The following is a 17,747-nucleotide window of genomic DNA, read 5'->3' as shown; positions in this document are numbered from 1 at the left end:
GAATACATCTGCGTTGGGTAAACGAGACAGAAAAGTTATCGGCAATGAAGAGAAATGATTTAATAAAAGCCTGCGCCAGACTAGCGCAGGTAGTGGACAACCTGATTGCTGCTGCCGCGCCAGATCAGCATCGGATCCTTCAGATCCTGGACAAACTTACCGTCGATAAGCACGTTAATCAGATCGACGACGGCCAGCTGGTCGCGGCTTAGCTCATCCAGTTTATAGCCGGTCCAGACCCAGATATCCTTTCCGGGGCATTCGGCACGGATGCGCTGTACCAGCCGGAGGATATCCGGCACGTTTTGCGGATGGAGCGGATCGCCGCCGGAGAGCGAAATGCCCTGGCGTTTGATCCGCGTATCGTTGAGATCGTTAACGATGCGGTCTGCCATCTCGGCGGTAAAGGGCTTGCCCGAGTTGAGCCGCCAGGTGCTTTTGTTATAGCAGCCGGGACATTCGTGCACGCACCCCGAAACGAATAGCGTGCAGCGCGTGCCGGGGCCGTTGACGATGTCGACCGGGTAATATTGGTGGTAATGCATTACCCAATCTGCCCGTTACCCAAATGCTTGACGCGGCGCTTCACCTCTTCCTGTTTGCCAGCGTTGAACGGCCGGGCATCCGGGCTGCCTAAATAGCCGCAGACGCGGCGGGTTACCGAGACGCGGGCGGCGTCATGGTTGCCGCATTTCGGGCAGGTAAAGCCTTTACTGGTGCACTCGAACTCGCCGGTAAAGCCGCACTCGTAGCACTCATCGATGGGCGTATTGGTGCCGTAGTAGGGCACGTGCTGATAGCTGTAATCCCAGACATCCTCCAGCGCCTTCAGGTTGTGCTGGATGTTGGGATACTCGCCGTAACAGATGAAGCCGCCGTTGGCTAACGGTGGGTAGGGCGCTTCGAAATCTATCTTGTCGTAAGGGTTAACCTTCTTCTCAACGTCGAGATGGAAGCTATTGGTGTAGTAGCCCTTGTCGGTGACGCCCGGCACTACGCCGAACTCGGCGGTATCGAGACGGCAGAAGCGGTCGCAGAGGTTTTCACTCGGCGTGCTGTAGAGGCTGAAGCCGTACCCGGTCTCCTCTTTCCACTGGTCTACCGCCTGGCGCATCCGCTCGACAATGGCGATGCCTTTGGCACGCAGGGCCTCGCTGTCGTACATGTGCGTCTCGCCAAACAGGGCGTTAATGGTTTCGTGAATGCCGATATAACCCAGCGAGATCGAGGCACGACCGTTTTTAAAGATGGAGGAGATCTCATCGTCGGCCTTCAGCCGCACGCCGCAGGCCCCTTCCATGTAGAGAATAGGGGCCACGCGGGCTTTCACCCCTTCGAGGCGGGCGATGCGGGTCATCAGCGCCTTGCGGGCCAGCGCCAGGCGTTCGTCGAGCAGCGTCCAGAACGCCGCCTCGTTACCTTTTGCTTCCAGCGCGATGCGCGGCAGGTTCAGGCTAATGACGCCAAGGTTATTACGCCCGTCATGGATCTGTTCCCCGTTCTCATCTTCATACACGCCGAGGAAGCTGCGGCAGCCCATCGGGGTTTTAAAGGAGCCGGTCACCTTCACCACCTGATCGTAGTTAAGGATATCCGGGTACATGCGCTTGCTTGCACACTCCAGCGCCAGCTGCTTGATATCGTAGTTGGCATCCCCAGGCTTATGGTTCAGCCCGTCGCGGATGGCGAACACCAGCTTCGGGAACACCGCCGTTTTGCGGTTTTTACCGAGGCCAGCAATGCGGTTGCGCAGAATCGACTGCTGGATCAGGCGTGACTCCCAGCTGGTGCCCAGCCCGAAGCCAAAGGTGACGAACGGCGTCTGGCCGTTGGCGGTGTGCAGGGTATTGACCTCGTACTCCAGCGACTGGAAGGCGTCGTAGCACTCTTTCTCGGTGCGCGAGCGGGCGTAGCCGTCGGCATCCGGGATCTGCCACTCCGCCGCCGTTTTGCGGTGCTTGTCGAAGCTGGCCGTCACGAACGGAGCCAGTACCTCATCGATACGGTTGATGGTGGTGCCGCCGTAGATGTGGCTCGCCACCTGGGCGATGATCTGTGCGGTAACCGCCGTGGCGGTAGAGATAGACTTCGGCGGTTCGATCTCGGCGTTGCCCATCTTGAAGCCCTGGGTCAGCATCCCCTTCAGGTCGATAAGCATGCAGTTAAACATCGGGAAGAAGGGCGAGTAGTCGAGATCGTGGTAGTGGATATCCCCGCGCTCGTGGGCCAGCACCACGTCGCGCGGCAGCAGGTGCTGACGAGCGTAGTGCTTGGCAACGATGCCCGCCAGCAGGTCGCGCTGGGTCGGGATCACCTTGCTGTCTTTGTTGGCGTTCTCATTGAGCAGGGCGGAGTTGGTCTGCTCTACCAGGCCACGGATCTCCTGATTCAGGCGGCCACGCTTCTCGCGGGAGATATCGCGGTCGTGGCGATACTCAATATAGGCCCGCGCCAGCTGCTTGTAGGGGCCAGCCATCAGCTGGTTTTCTACTGCGGTCTGGATCTCGCTGATGTCTACCTGCGATCGCGCCTGCATCTGCTGTCTGACCACCTCTGCGACGGTAGCGCAATAGTCGGCATCATCAACGCCCGCCGCAGCGGCGGCACGCAGAATCGCTTCCTGAATACGCTCTGATTTGAACTGTACCTTACAGCCATCTCGCTTCATCACATGCGGGGTCATGATCTCTCCATAGTTAAAATGTTTTTCGCGGCGCTGGGGAAATATTAGGCGATTAATACAATATGTAGCGCCGCGACGGCATTTTAAGTGCTACATATAGTGATTTGCATCAAACAAGTTTGCGATTTTATTGACGCAGGACAAGGTAAAACGGGGAGCGTACAGAGGGCGTGCGCTGGGGGAAATGTAAATATTCAGGAAGGAAACTGACTCCGTAGGCCCGGCAAGCGCAGCGCCGCCGGGCGGTACTACGCCGCTGTTAACGACGCACGGCGATCGCTTCGATCTCGATCTTCACGTCTTTTGGCAGGCGGGCGACTTCTACGCAGGAGCGGGCTGGGAAGGCGGCCTGGTGCTCGTTAAAGAACGCTTCGTAGGTGGCGTTAACGGTGGCGAAATCGTTCAGATCTTTCACGAACACCGTGGTTTTAACAATATCGCCTACCTTCAGGCCAGCGGCTTCCACGATGGCCTTAACGTTATCCAGCGACTGGCGCGCCTGGGCCGCGATATCCTCCGGCACGCTGCCGGTTTTTGGATCGACCGGGATCTGGCCGGACGTTAGGATCATATTGCCGAGATCGACCGCCTGAACGTAAGGACCAATGGCTGCTGGTGCATTTTCCGTCGCGATGATTTTTGTCATGATTTCTCCTGAAAGCGAATGGTATTGAGGTTCCGCGCCATTATAGGCAGCGCGGAGACGATGACCAATCTGAATTAACGGGTGTGTGACAGCACCACCGCGTGAGAAAACTCTTTCTCGCAATATTTGCACTTCAGAGCAATGTCGTTGGCGCGTTGCTTCACCGCAAAGCTGGAGAACACCGGCTCGGCATGGCTGATGCAGTTGCTGTTGGGGCAGATCAGCACCGCCTCAATGCGCGACGGCAGGTTAGGTCGCGACTTGCCTACCACCTCGTAGTCGTCGATGCGGTTTACCGTCGCCTGCGGGGCATACAGCGCCAGCTGGTTAACCTGCTCGTCGGTGAGGAAGGTATTTTCGATCTTGATCAGATCCTTGCGGCCCATCTCTCCCGAGGGCAGATTCAGACCGATGGTGATCCGCTGGTCGGTTTCGGTCAGCTTAAACAGAGTCAGCAGCTTAAAGCCCACCTGCGCCGGAATATGATCGATCACCGTGCCGCGCTTAATCGCTTCGACCTGCAGTTTATTGTCGTGTGTCATCTCGTTTCCCCCCTCTGTTAGGCCAAATCGCGGTTAAGCACCAGCGCCAGCAGCGCCTGGCGAGCATAGATACCGTTGCCCGCCTGCTGGAAATACCAGGCGTGCGGCGTCTTATCCACGTCGGTGGCAATCTCATCGACGCGCGGCAGCGGGTGCAGCACCTTCATGTTGCCCCGGGCGCTGTGCAGGTCGCTGGCACGCAGGACAAACTGCGCCTTCACGTTGGCGTACTCGGACGGATCCAGACGCTCTTTCTGCACGCGGGTCATGTAGAGGATATCCACCTCCGGGATCACCTCTTCAATGGTGGCATGCTGGCTCCAGGCAATCCCGCGCTCATCCAGCATATCGAGGATATACTGCGGCATCGCCAGCGCATCGGGGGCGATAAACAGGAAGCGGTTGCCGTTAAACTTCGCCAGCGCCTGGGCCAGCGAGTGAACGGTGCGGCCATACTTGAGGTCGCCCACCATCGCGATGTTGAGGTTCTCCAGTCGTCCCTGGGTCTCCTGAATAGTGAAGAGATCCAGCAGGGTCTGGGTCGGGTGCTGGTTTGCACCGTCGCCCGCGTTCAATACCGGAATGCCGCCGGAGAACTCGGTGGCCAGCCGCGCCGCGCCCTCCTGCGGGTGACGCATCACAATGGCGTCAACGTAGGTGCTGATAACGGAGATGGTGTCCGCCAGGGTCTCGCCTTTTTTACCCAGCGAGGTGTTGCTGCTGTCGGAGAAGCCGACCACGCTTGCACCCAGGCGGTGCATTGCGGTTTCAAATGACAGGCGGGTGCGGGTAGAGGCTTCAAAGAAGCAGCTGGCGATCACCTTATGCTTCAGCAGCTCCGGCTGCGGGTTTGCCTTCAGGCTCGCTGCGGTCTCCAGCACCAGTTCCAGTTCTTCGCGGCTGAGATCGTTTATGGAAATGATATGTTTCTGATAGAGCGGATTAGCCATGGTTATCTCCTGACGTCTGCGCAAAAAAAAGCCCCTCAAAAGAGGGGCTATAGAAATAGGTGAGCATTGGGAAGAAAAACGGCAGGCCAGCGCCCTCTTTCAGGCGCGGTGAGACAGTGTGTCGAACGGACTTGACCATGCTTCCTCCCGGCAAATTGTCCGCGATTATACTCAGCTCATAAGGCGAATCAAGAGATCGATGCGCTATTTATCAAAAGCAAACGGTTATTTTGCATATATATGCATTTTTAAGAGATGGTTAACGCGATTGCGCACCTGGGCGGTACGCTGCACGTCACGCGGGGCGACCCAGACAATGCTGCTGCCTGCCACCACGCCAAGGATCTCCGGCAGAGCGTGATAGTCCAGAATACGGGCTACCGCTCGCCCGTATCCTGCAGCGGTATGAATAAGAATAAACTCGCGATTGTGCTCGACGTTAAGCACCATATCGGAGAGGCAGCGCGCGGCATCCGGTGCCGGGCGCAGCTGCGGGTTGAGGGCATAGATCCGCTGTCCCTTGGCATTGCGGATCTTGATAATCCCCAGCAGCTTCAGCAGGCGTGATACCGTGGACTGGCTGATGGTTTCAAAGCCGTGCCGCTGAAGGTCCCGGCGGATCGCCTCCTGCGACAGGTAGCTCTTCTCGGTAACCAGCTGTCGGCAGGCAGCCAGCTGCTGCTGTTCCCTGGTGGAGCAGTCGCGATAGTCCTTCATGCTCTTTCCTCCCTGTTGTGGTTAAAGCAGCGCACCGAGGCTTAATATCAAACAGATCAATACGGTCAGCATCAGCAGCAGCGGCGCGACCCACTTCAGATAGCGAACGTAGGGCACCCGGGCAATCGCCAGCCCACCCATCACCACCGCCGAGGTGGGGGTAACCAGATTGACAATGCCGGACGCGGCCTGGTAAGTGGTGACCACCAGATCGCGATCGACGCGGGCAAAATCCGCCAGCGGAGCCATGATCGGCATGGTCAGCACCGCCAGCCCCGAGGAGGAGGGCACCAGAAACGAGAGCACCACCTCCAGCCAGTACATCACGTTAATAAACACTATGCTGGAGAGGCCGCTCACCAGCCCCTCGGCGCTGTGCAGGATGGTATGGGTAATCATGCCCTTGTCCATCACCACCACGATACCGCGGGCAATGCCGATGATTAACGCCACGCCCAGCAGATCCCGCGCGCCGTCAATAAAGGTGGAGGTCAGCTCCTCCTCGCTCATGCGGGCCAGCAGCCCGGTAATAATGGCCGCCGCGAGAAAGACGCCGGAGATCTGCCCCATCCACCAGCCCAGCACCGCCACGCCGTAGATCATCACCGCAAAGGCGAGGGCGAAGATAACCAGGATCAGCTTGCGCGTGCCGGTGAAGGCCAGATCCTGCTGGCGCTTGCCGCCCAGGAAGTGGGCGATGTTCTCATCCTGCTTATCCGCCACGATGGACCGGCTGGGATCCTGCCGCACCTGGCGGGCATAGCGCATCACCCATGCGACGCAGATAAGCCAGCCCGCCACCAGCAGGGCCACGCGCAGCCAGATGCCAGTGGTAAATGGAATGCCCGCCGCGTTGGCGGCAATCACCGTGGCGAAGGGGTTAATGGTTGAACCGAGCGTGCCAATGCCCGCTCCGAGCAGCACCGTAGAGGCGGCGACCAGCGGATCGAAGCGCGCCGCCATCATGACCGGCACCAGCAGGGTGTAGAACGGCAGCGACTCTTCTGCCATGCCGTAGATCGTACCGCCTGCGGCAAAGAGTCCCATCAGGATCGGGATCATCCACTCCTCGCGGCCGCTGAGCTTCTGCGTGACGCGTTCGATCCCGGCGTCAATGGCCCCGGTTTTATTGACGATCCCCAGAAAGCCGCCGATGATCAGCACAAACAGTGCGACGTCAATGGCACCTGCCTGACCGGTATCGGGATCGTACAGGCCGCTGATGGGGGCCATAATAACGGAAACGATCCCCTGCGGTTGGGCCGTAACGTGCGCATAGGTGCCCGCGACGGGGACCTCTTTACCCAGCGTCTCGTTCATAACCATCTGATAATGCCCGGCCGGGACAATCCAGCTCAGCGCGGCAACCAGCGCGATCAGAATAAATAGAATGGTGTAAGCAGAGGGAAATTTAAATCTACGCATAGGGTTCTCTCCCTGTTTGGGCGTCACAGGTGCTGCGACGCCCGGGGTGGTTACTCGCCGAGGGTCGCCACCATCACCGCTTTGATGGTGTGCATCCGGTTCTCTGCTTCATCGAACACGATGGAGTGGGCGGATTCGAACACCTCCTCGGTGACCTCCAGCCCCTTCAGGCCCCAGGCCAGCTCAATTTCGCCTCCCACGGTGGTGTGCTCGTTGTGGAAGGCGGGCAGGCAGTGCATAAATTTCACCTGCGGATTGCCGGTGGCCTCTATGACCTGCTGGCTGATCTGATAAGGTTTCATCAGGCTGACGCGCTCGCCCCACGCCTCTTTTGGCTCGCCCATGGAGACCCAGACGTCGGTGTAGAGAAAATCAACGCCGGTGACACCCTCAGCAACGTTCTCGGTCAGGGTGATGTTTGCCCCGGTATCCCTCGCAATCTCCCGGCACTGCGCCACCAGCGCCTCGTCTGGCCAGAACGCTTTTGGCGCCACCAGCCGGATATCCATGCCCATTTTGGCCGCGCCGACCATCAGGCTGTTGCCCATGTTGTTACGCGCATCGCCCAAATAGGCAAAGCGCAGCTCAGAGAGGCGTTTACCCGGTGCGTGTTCCAGCATGGTCATGAGATCGGCCAGGATCTGCGTGGGGTGAAACTCGTTGGTCAGGCCGTTCCACACCGGTACTCCGGCGTACTCTCCCAGCTCTTCAACGATCGCCTGGCCGTAGCCACGATACTCAATGCCATCGTACATGCGACCCAGTACGCGGGCAGTGTCCTTCATCGACTCCTTGTGACCAATCTGCGATCCGCTCGGACCGATGTAGGTCACCTGCGCACCCTGATCAAAGGCGGCCACCTCAAAGGCGCAGCGGGTACGGGTCGAGCTTTTCTCGAAGATCAGCGCAATATTTTTGCCGCCCAGGGTCTGCTTTTCGCAGCCCGCTTTTTTGGCGGCTTTTAGCTCCATCGCCATATCAATCAGGAAGTGGATCTCATCGGGGGTAAAATCCAGCAGCTTGAGGAAATTGCGGTTTTTCAAAGCGATTTTCATGCGTCGTCCTTAATCTGTTTATTGAAGGGGATCGTTGCGGATCAGGGTTCCGCGCTCGCCAGCCAGAATGACCGGGCCATCCGCCAGGGAGCCGATCCCGGCGATGCCGTTGCAGGTCTTGACAAAGCGGCAGCAGGCGGCGATTTTTGGCCCCATCGAACCGGCGTCGAAGGTAAACCCGCTCAGCTGCTGCGGGGTGGCCTCGGTGAGCGGGTGCTGCTCTGGCGTACCCCAGTTGAGATAGACCGCGTCGGCATCGGTGAGGATCAGTAGCGCGTCGGCCTCCAGCTGGCGGGCCAGCAGCGCCGCAGAGAGGTCTTTATCAATCACCGCTTCAATGCCGTGGAAGCCGTCAGCCTGCTCAACCACCGGCACGCCGCCGCCGCCGTTGCAGATCACCAGATGGCCGCGCTGGAGAAGTGCCTCGATAGCATCGCGCTCGACGATGCGCATCGGCTGCGGGGAGGGAACCACGCGGCGGACATAGCTCCCATCGGCTTTAAAGCACCACCCTTTTTCGGCGGCCAGCGCGTCGGCCTGCGGCTGGTCATACACCGGCCCAATGTATTTCGTGGGGTTGGCGAGGGCAGGATCGGCGGGGTCCACCGCCACCTGAGTCAGCAGGACGCTGACTTCGCATTTTGGCAGCCGGTTTTTCAGCGACTGTTGCAGCATGTAGCCAATCATTCCCTGACTCTCGGCCCCCAAAACATCCAGCGGATAGGGCGTAACGCCGGTATAGGCGCTGTTTTGCAGCGCCAGCAGACCCACCTGTGGGCCGTTGCCGTGCACCAGCACCACCCGCCAGCGCTGGGTAAGCTGAGCGATCGTCTCGGCGGCCAGATCGATATTTTTGCGCTGGATCGCGGCCTCCAGCGGCTCGCCGCGTTTCAACAGGGCGTTACCACCAAGGGCGACCACGAGGATCGGTTTCATCTCCGTTTTCATTCTCTGCTCCTTGCCTTAAATGGCGTCGCGTTCCAGCGGGCAGCTCATGCAGCGTGCGCCGCCGCGTCCGCGTCCCAGCTCATCCCCTGGAATAGGGAGAACGGTAATCCCTGCCTTGTCGTACTTCTCGTTGGTCCAGACGTTGCGCTCGTAGCCAACCACCACGCCGGGGCGCAGGGTCAGGACGTTATTGGCATCGTTCCACTGCTCGCGCTCGGCTTCAAAGGCGTCGCCGCCGGTGGTGATCAGCTGGATCTGCGTGACGCCGAGCGCTTTCTCCAGCGCCCGCAGCAGGGTGGTCTCCTGGCGACGGGCAGTGCCGCCATGACCGTCGGGCGTTAGCGTCCAGCACTGCACGTCCGGGCGCACCACTTCCGGGTAGACGGAGAAGGTGTCGATATCGATATGGGTCATCACCGTGTCGAGGTGCATACAGGAGCGGTGTTTCGGCAGCTCGACGGCGATAACGCGTTCGGCCTGGCGGTGGGTAAACAGAGCGGAGGCAAGGAACTCGACGCCCTGGGGCGTGGTGCGTTCAGACATGCCGATTAATACCGTACCCCGGCCAATGACTAATACATCACCCCCTTCCAGGGTAGCGTGGTCATAATTAATGTCTTCGTCGCCGAAATATTTAATAAAGTCGCCATTTATAAACAGAGGATGCCAGCGATAGATGGCCCGCAAATTATTGGTCTCACGCTGGCGGGCCGCTTTTGCCATAGGGTTTATAGAGACACCGTTATATATCCAGCAGGAGGTATCACGGGTAAAGAGGTGGTTAGGCAGCGGCTTCATAATAAAGTCATTTGCCGTATGAATATCAACAACCATATTACTGATCGACGTCGGTATTTCACCGTAGGTCAGTCCGCCGCTTAATCGTCGGGCCAGCTCGCGGTGGGGCATATCTGCCAGCCAGCCGCGTACATCGCTGGCAAAGGCAGGCCCCAGACGATAGTCAGAGACCTGAGTTTGCAGCAGCCACTCTTTGGCATCTGGCGTATCCAGCGTCTGGGTTAAGAGATCGGTGAGTAATAGCACCTCAACGCCCTGCTCACGCAGGGTAGTAGCGAAAATATCGTGCTCTTCACCCGCGCGCTCAACGGATAATACATCATCAAATAACAGGTCCTGACAATTTGAGGGCGTCAGTCTTTTCAGGCTCAGATTAGGACGGTGCAGCATTACGCTGCGTAGTTGACCCACTTCCGATCCGACGTAGTGTTTTTCCATAACTATTCCTTACGTTTTCCGGCAATAAGAGAGAGACGCTATAAAATGCGTTATTTTATAGCGTGCGAGCTTCGCTGGATTTCGTGGCTATAATAGAGGCCTGGTACATTAATTATGTGATACCGCTCACGGGTGAACGGTAATGGAATAACCCCAGTTGGTTTATTTGAGATGGTTCAGAGAAACCATTTTTTATTGAAATAACGCAATGCATTGCTACGCATTAATACAGGGTAATATTTGTTATTGTTAAAGATGTGTGCGGGGTGTGTTTATTTGAAAATCTATATCCGATTGAAAATAAAGAAAATATTTTTGAGTGGTGCATGGATATTCATTTTTGGGTGTTTTTTATTTCTCTGTGCCAGACATTATAAAATAAATATGCTGCCGCCTTTAGCGATAAGCTGTGACGTAGTGTGTGATCGTGCTGAGGTTTTTTTTATTAGTACTCGGTTTTCAGTAGCATAATTCTCAGCGGTATTAATATAAAGCGGCACTTATGCAAAGAGAGTGCATAAACGTGTTCTGTCTTTTAACAAAAAGTTAACTTATTTGCCAATAACTATGCGCTATCGCAAGGGTTCGCTAAAAAGGGGTGGTAGGGCAAGCAAAATTCTCGTATAAAAGTTAAAAATGAAACAACGTTTTATATCGAGAGGTTACGCATGATCACAGGCAACATTCACAACCTTCAGTCCTGGCTGCCGCAGGAGCTGGCCGAGGCCATTGAGTACGTCAAACAGCACGTTAACGACGCGACGCCAACGGGCAAGCACGATATCGACGGCTCGCGCCTCTTCTTCCTGCTCTCGGAAGACATGACCGAGCCGTTTGCCAAACGCCGTGCGGAGTATCACGCCCGCTATCTGGATATTCAGATCGTACTGAAAGGCCAGGAGGGGATGACCTACAGCACCCTGCCAGCGGGTACGCCGGACACCGACTGGCTGGCAGATAAGGACATCGCGTTTTTGCCGGAAGGCGAGCAGGAGAAGACGGTGGTGCTGAGCGAAGGGGATTTCGTGGTCTTCTATCCAGGCGAAGTGCATAAGCCGCTGTGTGCGGTGGGCAACCCAGCCCAGGTGCGTAAAGTGGTGGTGAAAGTATTAGTGGCGTAGTCGGGCAATGCAAAAGCCGGGCGGCGCTGGCGCTTGCCCGGCCTACGTGAGCAACGGTTTACCTGGAGAGGGTGGCAACCATGACCGCCTTGATGGTGTGCATGCGGTTTTCCGCCTGGTCGAACACGATGCTGTTCGGCGACTCAAACACCTCGTCGGTCACCTCCATGCCACCGTGAAGGCCATACGTCTCCGCCATCTGTTTGCCAAGGGCGGTCTGGTCGTCGTGGAAGGCGGGCAGGCAGTGCAGGAACTTCACCTGCGGGTTGCCGGTCAGGGCCAGCATCTGGCTGTTCACCTGATAGTCGCGCAGCAGCGCGATACGCTCGGCCCACTTCTCTTTGGCTTCGCCCATCGAAACCCACACGTCGGTATAGATAAAGTCCGCGCCGTTGACCCCCTCGGCAATGTTCTCTGTCAGGGTGATGCTGCCGCCGTTCTGCTGCGCCAGGGCGCTGCACTCGGCCACCAGGCTCGCTTCCGGCCAGCAATCCTGAGGGGCCACCAGACGCAGATCCAGCCCCACCAGCGCGGCGGCCTCCAGCATAGAGTTACCCATGTTGTTGCGCGCGTCGCCCGCGTAAACCAGCGTCATCTCGTTAAAGGCTTTGCCCGGCAGGTGCTCCTGCATGGTCAGCAGGTCCGCCAGCAGCTGGGTCGGGTGAAACTCGTTGGTCAGGCCGTTCCATACCGGAACGCCGGCGAATTCGGCCAGAGCCTCGACGATCTCCTGGCCGTGGCCGCGATACTGAATGCCGTCATACATGCGGCCCAGCACGCGGGCGGTATCCTTAATTGACTCTTTATGCCCGATCTGGCTCCCGCTTGGCCCTAAATAAGTGACGCGAGCACCCTGGTCATAGGCGGCAACTTCGAAAGAGCATCGGGTACGGGTAGAGTCTTTTTCGAAGATGAGCGCGATGTTTTTACCCGCCAGCTGCGGTACTTCATTGCCTTGTTTTTTATCTTTTTTGAGCTGGGCGGCGAGCTGGAGCAGGGCAGTAATTTCGGCAGGGGTAAAGTCGAGCAGTTTTAAAAAATGTTTCTGGTAGAACGCAGACATGTTTCCCTCACATGGCTCAAGCCAATTATTGAATTAAAATTCACTTTATATGTCTAAATATTCATTTGCAACCCTGTTCAACAAATCTTTTCCGTCAGGAGTGGAGGCATTGGCAACGGTATGTGAAAATAAGAGTATCTGCCGCACATTATGAGGAACAACCTATGGCAAACCAGGAACATCTGGAAGAGCAGCGTGAAGAGACCCGTCTGATTATTGAAGAGCTGCTGGAGGACGGTAGCGATCCTGATGCGCTCTACACTATCGAGCATCATCTCTCTGCCGATGATTTTGAAACGCTGGAGAAAGTGGCGGTAGAGGCGTTCAAAATGGGTTATGAAGTGACCGAGCCGGAGGAGCTGGAAGTAGAAGAGGGTGACACCGTGATCTGCTGCGACATTCTGAGCGAGTGCGCGCTGAATGCCGATCTGATCGACGCTCAGGTTGAGCAGCTGATGACCCTGGCAGAGAAGTTTGACGTTGAGTACGACGGCTGGGGCACCTACTACGAGGATCCTAACGGCGAAGAGGGTGATGACGAAGACGGTGAAGATTACGTCGACGAAGATGATGACGGCACCCGCCACTAAGTCATTCGGTAACACGCTTTGATTGTGCGTGCGGTAGCGCCCGCTGCCGCACTGCAAGGAACGCCATGGACTACGCCCAGATACTCGCCCCGATACACACCTTCCTGCACTGCCCAACGCCTCAGGCGTGGATCGACAAAGCCCGCGATCCGGCCAACCTGCCTCTGCTGCTGACCGACCATATGGTGTGCGAGCTCAAGGCCGCGCAGACCGCGATGCTGCTGGTCCGCAAGTACGTGGCGGATAAGACCGGTGGCGAGACGCTGCTTGAGTGGCTCAAACCTTATGAGGCCTTCACCTTCCGTGAAGGGCCAGAGCCAGATTTTGTCGCCCTGCACCGGCAGATTGGTAAAGGTGTGATGCCGCAGACCAACGATCCCTGGGGCCGCCTGCTGATCGACAGCATGGTGCTGCTGATTAAAGAGGAGCTGCACCACTTCTGGCAGGTGCGCGAGGCGATGACGGTGCGGAACATTCCCTACATCAAGATCACCGCCAGCCGCTACGCCAAAGGGATGCTGAAGGAGGTACGGACCCACGAGCCGCTCACGCTGATTGATAAGCTGATCTGCGGGGCGTATATCGAGGCCCGCTCCTGCGAGCGCTTTGCCGCCCTGGCACCCTATCTCGAAGAGGATTTGCAGAAGTTCTATCTATCGCTGCTGCGATCCGAGGCGCGGCACTACGAGGACTACCTGACGCTGGCCCAGCAGATCTCAGCTCAGGATATCACTCCCCGGGTACGCTTTTTTGGCGAGGTGGAGGCGGCGCTGATTGCCACCCCCGACAGCGAGTTTCGTTTTCACAGCGGTGTGCCGGTCTGATTTCAGGCCAGCGCTTTTAACATCCGCACTTCACAGTCGACGTGCCCGGTACAGCCCAGCGGCCCGTCGATGTGTTCAAAGCCCAGATGCTCGTAGAGGCCAATTGCCTCTTTCAGAAACGCGGTGGTCTCCAGATAGCAGCGGGTAAACCCTTGCGTACGGGCGTGATCCAGCGCGGCAAGCGCCAGCTTTTTCGCCATTCCTTTGCCGCGTACCGCGGGCAGGAAGTACATCTTCTGTAGTTCACAGATATCGGGTTCGCTGCACTGAAGTGGCGCGACCCCGCCGCCGCCCACCACCTGACCATCCTGCTCAATCACCCAGTAGGCGTGGCCCGGCTGGCTGTAGAGCGCGTACAGCTCATCAAGATTGGGATCGGCAACGGTGTAGCCCTTGTCGGCGGTCAGGCCATACTCCGCTGATACCTGGCGAATAACGGCGGCGATAGCCGCATTGTCTTCAGGCGTGATGCGGCGCATGTGCAGTTGAGTGGCGGTTGCAACATTCATGGTGAGGCTCTTCGTTGATAAGTGCCCCTTACCGGAGAGGTAAGGGGCGAACGCGATTACAGCGCGCTGATGACGTCCTGCTGTTCGGCGAGTTTAACTTTCGCTTCGGCCAGGGCAGTCAGACGCTCACGCTCTTTGGCAACGACCGCTTCCGGCGCGCGCGCCACAAAGCCTTCGTTCCCCAGTTTGCTCTCGATACGACCAATTTCAACGTCCACTTTGGCGATCTCTTTTGCCAGACGCTCCAGCTCGGCATCCTTGTCGATCAGGCCAGCCATCGGGATCAGCAGCTCTGCGCCGTCGATGATCTTGGTCACGGAGACCGGGCCTTTATCATCGGCAAGCAGCAGGGTGATGCTCTCCAGACGCGCCAGGGTCTGCAGGAAGCTGCGGTTGTCGTTCACACGACGTACCGCATCGTTGCTGCAGCCGCGCAGCAGCAGTTCCAGCGGCTTCGCCGGGGAGAGGTTCATCTCGGCGCGGATGTTACGCACCGCGACAATCGCCTGCTTCAGCCACTCGGTATCCGCTACCGCCGCTTCATCAACCTGGGCGGCATCGAAGGCCGGGAAGGGTTGCAGCATAATGGTGTCGGCGTTGTTACCGGTAAGCACCTTCACGCGCTGCCAGATGGTTTCGGTAATAAACGGAATGATCGGGTGCGCCAGACGCAGCAGACCTTCCAGCACCGTGACCAGGGTGTTGCGCGTGCCGCGCAGCTCGGCTTCAGAGCCACCGTTCATCACCGGCTTAGTCAGCTCCAGATACCAGTCACAGAACTGGTTCCAGGTGAACTCATACAGGATGCCCGCCGCAATATCGAAGCGGAAGCTGTCCAGCGCTTCACGGAAGGCTTTCACCGTCTGGTTGAACTCGGCACGGATCCAGCGATCCGCCAGGGAGAGGGTCATCTCGCCGCCGTTGAAGCCGCAATCCTGCTCTTCGGTGTTCATCAGCACAAAGCGGCTGGCGTTCCACAGCTTGTTACAGAAGTTGCGGTAGCCTTCCAGGCGCTTCATGTCCCAGTTGATGTCGCGGCCGGTAGAGGCCAGCGCCGCCAGGGTAAAGCGCAGGGCGTCGGTGCCGTGCGGCTCGATGCCGTTCGGGAACTGCTTCTCGGTGCGCTTGGCAATTTTCTCTGCCAGCTGCGGCTGCATCATGTTGCCGGTGCGTTTCTCCAGCAGATCTGCCAGGGAGATACCGTCCACCATATCCAGCGGGTCGATCACGTTGCCCTTAGACTTGGACATCTTCTGGCCTTCGTCATCGCGGATCAGACCGGTCATGTAGATGGTCTTGAACGGGATCTGCGGCTTGCCGTCTTCATCTTTGATGAAGTGCATGGTCATCATGATCATGCGAGCGATCCAGAAGAAGATGATGTCGAAGCCAGAGACCATCACTGAGGTCGGGTGGAACTGACGCAGGGCGTCGGTGTTCTCCGGCCAGCCGAGGGTAGAGAAGGTCCACAGCGCAGAGGAGAACCAGGTGTCCAGCACGTCTTCGTCCTGGCGCAGGGCAACGTCGGCGCTCAGGTTATTCTCCTGGCGCACTTCCTCTTCCGTACGGCCCACAAAGACATTGCCTTCGTTGTCGTACCAGGCCGGGATACGGTGGCCCCACCACAGCTGACGGGAGATACACCAGTCCTGAATATCACGCATCCAGGAGAAGTACATGTTCTCGTACTGCTTCGGTACGAACTGGATGTCACCGTTCTCAACCGCTTCCACAGCCGGTTTTGCCAGCACGTCGGCACGGACGTACCACTGGTCGGTCAGCATCGGCTCGATCACCACGCCGCCGCGGTCACCGTACGGTACGGTCAGGTCGTGGGGTTTAACCTCTTCCAGCAGGCCAAGGGCGTCAACGGCGGCCACTACCGCTTTACGGGCGGCAAAGCGCTCCAGCTTCTGGAACGCTGCCGGGATCTCGCTGGAGTAGACGTCGGTTTCGTTGCCTTTGGTGTCGTACACCTCTGCGCTTTCACGGATATCGCCGTCAAAGGTCAGGATGTTGATCATCGGCAGGGCGTGACGACGGCCTACTTCGTAGTCGTTAAAGTCGTGCGCCGGGGTGATCTTCACGCAGCCGGTGCCTTTCTCCATGTCGGCGTGCTCGTCGCCGACAATCGGAATGCGACGGTTAACCAGCGGCAGTACGACGAATTTACCGATCAGATCTTTGTAGCGCGGATCTTCCGGGTTCACCGCAACGCCGGTATCCCCCAGCAGGGTCTCCGGACGGGTGGTGGCGACCACCAGGTAATCTTTACCGTCAGCGGTTTTCGCGCCGTCGGCCAGCGGGTAGCGGATGTGCCACATAGAACCTTTCGATTCGCGGTTCTCGACTTCCAGGTCAGAGATCGCGGTGCGCAGCTTCGGATCCCAGTTCACCAGGCGCTTGCCACGGTAGATCAGATCTTCTTTATAGAGGCGAACGAACACCTCTTTCACGGCGTTGGAGAGGCCCTCGTCCATGGTGAAGCGCTCGCGCTCCCAGTCCACGGAGTTGCCGAGACGGCGCATCTGACGGGTGATGGTGCCGCCGGACTCTGCCTTCCACTGCCAGATTTTGTCGATGAAGGCGTCGCGACCGTAGTCGTGGCGGGTTTTCCCCTCTTCAGCGGCAATCTTACGCTCAACCACCATCTGGGTCGCAATGCCCGCATGGTCGGTCCCGGCCTGCCACAGGGTGTTTTTGCCCTGCATGCGCTGGTAGCGGATCATGGTATCCATGATGGTCTGCTGGAAGGCGTGGCCCATATGCAAACTGCCGGTCACGTTCGGCGGCGGGATCATGATGCAGAAGCTCTCCTGGCTCTCATCGCCATTCGGTTTGAAGTAGCCCTGCTGCTCCCAGTGCTCGTAAAGCGGCTGTTCGATATCTTGGGGGTTATATGTCTTTTCCATTATTTCCAGGTTGCCGTGTTCAGGTTGAAACCAGCCAGGCGATAGGCCTTATAGCGCTCGCGAGCCAGTTGTTTCAGAGTTTCTTCGTGAGGAACGAAGTCTACCACTTCTGTGAAAGCGGTGGCAAAATCTGCAAAGTTCACCCGCAGGCTAATCAGCAGATCGCGCGGGCTGCTGTTGCGCTTTTGCGGCCAGGCGATCTCCACCGGCGCACCGCCGCGCGGACCTTCGCCCGCCAGATTATGCGGCACAAAGCGCTCGGCCGGACGCGCCCACAGGGCTTCGTCGAGGCGCACCGCCTGCCGCTCATCTTCGCAGGCGATCAGTACGCGTTTCCCTGCGCGCCAACGTTCTGCGGCAATCTCACACACCAGTTGTTCAACGGCGCTTAAGCCATCCTGCTGCGTGTCATTGTCCAGAAGGTAGAACGTTGCATTCTTCATATATGGGGCTTCTTGTGGTCACTTTAAATGCGAAGCCGGGTGGCGCTACGCTTACCCGGCCTACGATTTACTGCCGTATAACG

The 17,747-nt window shown here is 57.9% G+C and carries 19 protein-coding genes; 3 read left to right on the top strand and 16 right to left on the bottom strand.

What is annotated here, in order from left to right:
- Positions 1-80: 80 nt before the first annotated feature.
- From nrdG to arcA, 11 genes are all read right to left on the bottom strand, one after another.
- Positions 81-545, bottom strand: coding sequence for an anaerobic ribonucleoside-triphosphate reductase-activating protein (nrdG, locus tag NR795_RS14280; RefSeq protein ID WP_144816477.1), 465 nt, complete (start codon positions 543-545; stop codon positions 81-83).
- Complete coding sequence (gene nrdD / locus NR795_RS14275) at positions 545-2,683, bottom strand: anaerobic ribonucleoside-triphosphate reductase (protein ID WP_222888931.1); 2,139 nt, start codon at positions 2,681-2,683, stop codon at positions 545-547. Before nrdD ends, nrdG begins: the two co-directional genes overlap by 1 nt.
- Before the next feature lie 259 nt (positions 2,684-2,942).
- The gene (gene ridA, locus NR795_RS14270; RefSeq protein WP_042388394.1) at positions 2,943-3,329 is read right to left on the bottom strand and encodes a 2-iminobutanoate/2-iminopropanoate deaminase; all 387 of its coding nucleotides are present in this window, start codon (positions 3,327-3,329) and stop codon (positions 2,943-2,945) included.
- Positions 3,330-3,403: 74 nt separating this feature from the next.
- Positions 3,404-3,871, bottom strand: a complete 468-nt coding sequence (pyrI, locus tag NR795_RS14265) for an aspartate carbamoyltransferase regulatory subunit (RefSeq protein ID WP_257758572.1) — start codon at positions 3,869-3,871, stop codon at positions 3,404-3,406.
- 17 nt (positions 3,872-3,888) lie between these two features.
- Complete coding sequence (pyrB, locus tag NR795_RS14260) at positions 3,889-4,821, bottom strand: aspartate carbamoyltransferase (protein ID WP_144816469.1); 933 nt, start codon at positions 4,819-4,821, stop codon at positions 3,889-3,891.
- Positions 4,814-4,960: a pyrBI operon leader peptide gene (locus NR795_RS14255; protein WP_174435470.1), complete on the bottom strand. Its 147-nt coding sequence runs from the start codon at positions 4,958-4,960 to the stop codon at positions 4,814-4,816. Before NR795_RS14255 ends, pyrB begins: the two co-directional genes overlap by 8 nt.
- Positions 4,961-5,046: 86 nt before the next feature.
- On the bottom strand, positions 5,047-5,538 hold the full coding sequence (locus NR795_RS14250; protein ID WP_257758571.1) for an arginine repressor: 492 nt from the start codon (positions 5,536-5,538) through the stop codon (positions 5,047-5,049).
- A 21-nt stretch (positions 5,539-5,559) separates the two neighbouring features.
- A complete protein-coding gene (locus tag NR795_RS14245; protein WP_257758570.1) occupies positions 5,560-6,963 on the bottom strand; it encodes a YfcC family protein in 1,404 nt (467 codons plus the stop codon).
- Between the two features lie 50 nt (positions 6,964-7,013).
- The gene (gene argF, locus NR795_RS14240) at positions 7,014-8,018 is read right to left on the bottom strand and encodes an ornithine carbamoyltransferase (protein ID WP_257758569.1); all 1,005 of its coding nucleotides are present in this window, start codon (positions 8,016-8,018) and stop codon (positions 7,014-7,016) included.
- A gap of 18 nt (positions 8,019-8,036) precedes the next feature.
- Positions 8,037-8,966: a carbamate kinase gene (arcC, locus tag NR795_RS14235; protein WP_257758568.1), complete on the bottom strand. Its 930-nt coding sequence runs from the start codon at positions 8,964-8,966 to the stop codon at positions 8,037-8,039.
- 15 nt (positions 8,967-8,981) lie between these two features.
- Entirely contained in the window at positions 8,982-10,202 is a 1,221-nt protein-coding gene (arcA, locus tag NR795_RS14230) for an arginine deiminase (RefSeq protein ID WP_257758567.1), read from the bottom strand.
- A gap of 668 nt (positions 10,203-10,870) precedes the next feature.
- Between arcA and NR795_RS14225 the strand changes: the two genes are divergently transcribed.
- Positions 10,871-11,323, top strand: a complete 453-nt coding sequence (locus NR795_RS14225) for a YhcH/YjgK/YiaL family protein (protein ID WP_144816456.1) — start codon at positions 10,871-10,873, stop codon at positions 11,321-11,323.
- Positions 11,324-11,381: 58 nt separating this feature from the next.
- On the opposite strand, the gene argF (NR795_RS14220) is transcribed toward NR795_RS14225, so the two are convergent.
- On the bottom strand, positions 11,382-12,386 hold the full coding sequence (argF, locus tag NR795_RS14220; protein ID WP_257758566.1) for an ornithine carbamoyltransferase: 1,005 nt from the start codon (positions 12,384-12,386) through the stop codon (positions 11,382-11,384).
- Positions 12,356-12,430 carry a hypothetical protein gene (locus NR795_RS20735; RefSeq protein WP_374544363.1) on the bottom strand — a complete coding sequence of 25 codons (75 nt, stop codon included), beginning with the start codon at positions 12,428-12,430 and terminating at the stop codon, positions 12,356-12,358. Before NR795_RS20735 ends, argF (NR795_RS14220) begins: the two co-directional genes overlap by 31 nt.
- Before the next feature lie 120 nt (positions 12,431-12,550).
- Between NR795_RS20735 and rraB the strand changes: the two genes are divergently transcribed.
- Positions 12,551-12,976: a ribonuclease E inhibitor RraB gene (rraB, locus tag NR795_RS14215; RefSeq protein WP_144816452.1), complete on the top strand. Its 426-nt coding sequence runs from the start codon at positions 12,551-12,553 to the stop codon at positions 12,974-12,976.
- Between the two features lie 65 nt (positions 12,977-13,041).
- Positions 13,042-13,800, top strand: coding sequence for a tRNA isopentenyl-2-thiomethyl-A-37 hydroxylase MiaE (gene miaE / locus NR795_RS14210; RefSeq protein ID WP_144816450.1), 759 nt, complete (start codon positions 13,042-13,044; stop codon positions 13,798-13,800).
- A gap of 2 nt (positions 13,801-13,802) precedes the next feature.
- On the opposite strand, the gene NR795_RS14205 is transcribed toward miaE, so the two are convergent.
- The 3 genes from NR795_RS14205 to holC are packed head-to-tail and all read right to left on the bottom strand — an operon-like array spanning position 13,803 to position 17,664.
- Positions 13,803-14,309, bottom strand: a complete 507-nt coding sequence (locus NR795_RS14205; protein WP_144816448.1) for a GNAT family N-acetyltransferase — start codon at positions 14,307-14,309, stop codon at positions 13,803-13,805.
- A 56-nt stretch (positions 14,310-14,365) separates the two neighbouring features.
- Positions 14,366-17,221 (bottom strand): valine--tRNA ligase, encoded by a 2,856-nt coding sequence (locus tag NR795_RS14200; RefSeq protein WP_257758565.1) that lies wholly within the window; start codon positions 17,219-17,221, stop codon positions 14,366-14,368.
- Entirely contained in the window at positions 17,221-17,664 is a 444-nt protein-coding gene (gene holC / locus NR795_RS14195) for a DNA polymerase III subunit chi (protein ID WP_222888918.1), read from the bottom strand. The genes NR795_RS14200 and holC overlap by 1 nt, the downstream gene beginning before the upstream one ends.
- Positions 17,665-17,747: the final 83 nt, after the last annotated feature.

The organism is Pseudescherichia sp. L3, assembly GCF_024656065.1.
Lineage (GTDB): Bacteria > Pseudomonadota > Gammaproteobacteria > Enterobacterales > Enterobacteriaceae > Pseudescherichia.
The sequence above is the reverse complement of the archived record's forward strand: the minus strand, read 5'-3'. Positions and strand labels throughout refer to the sequence as shown.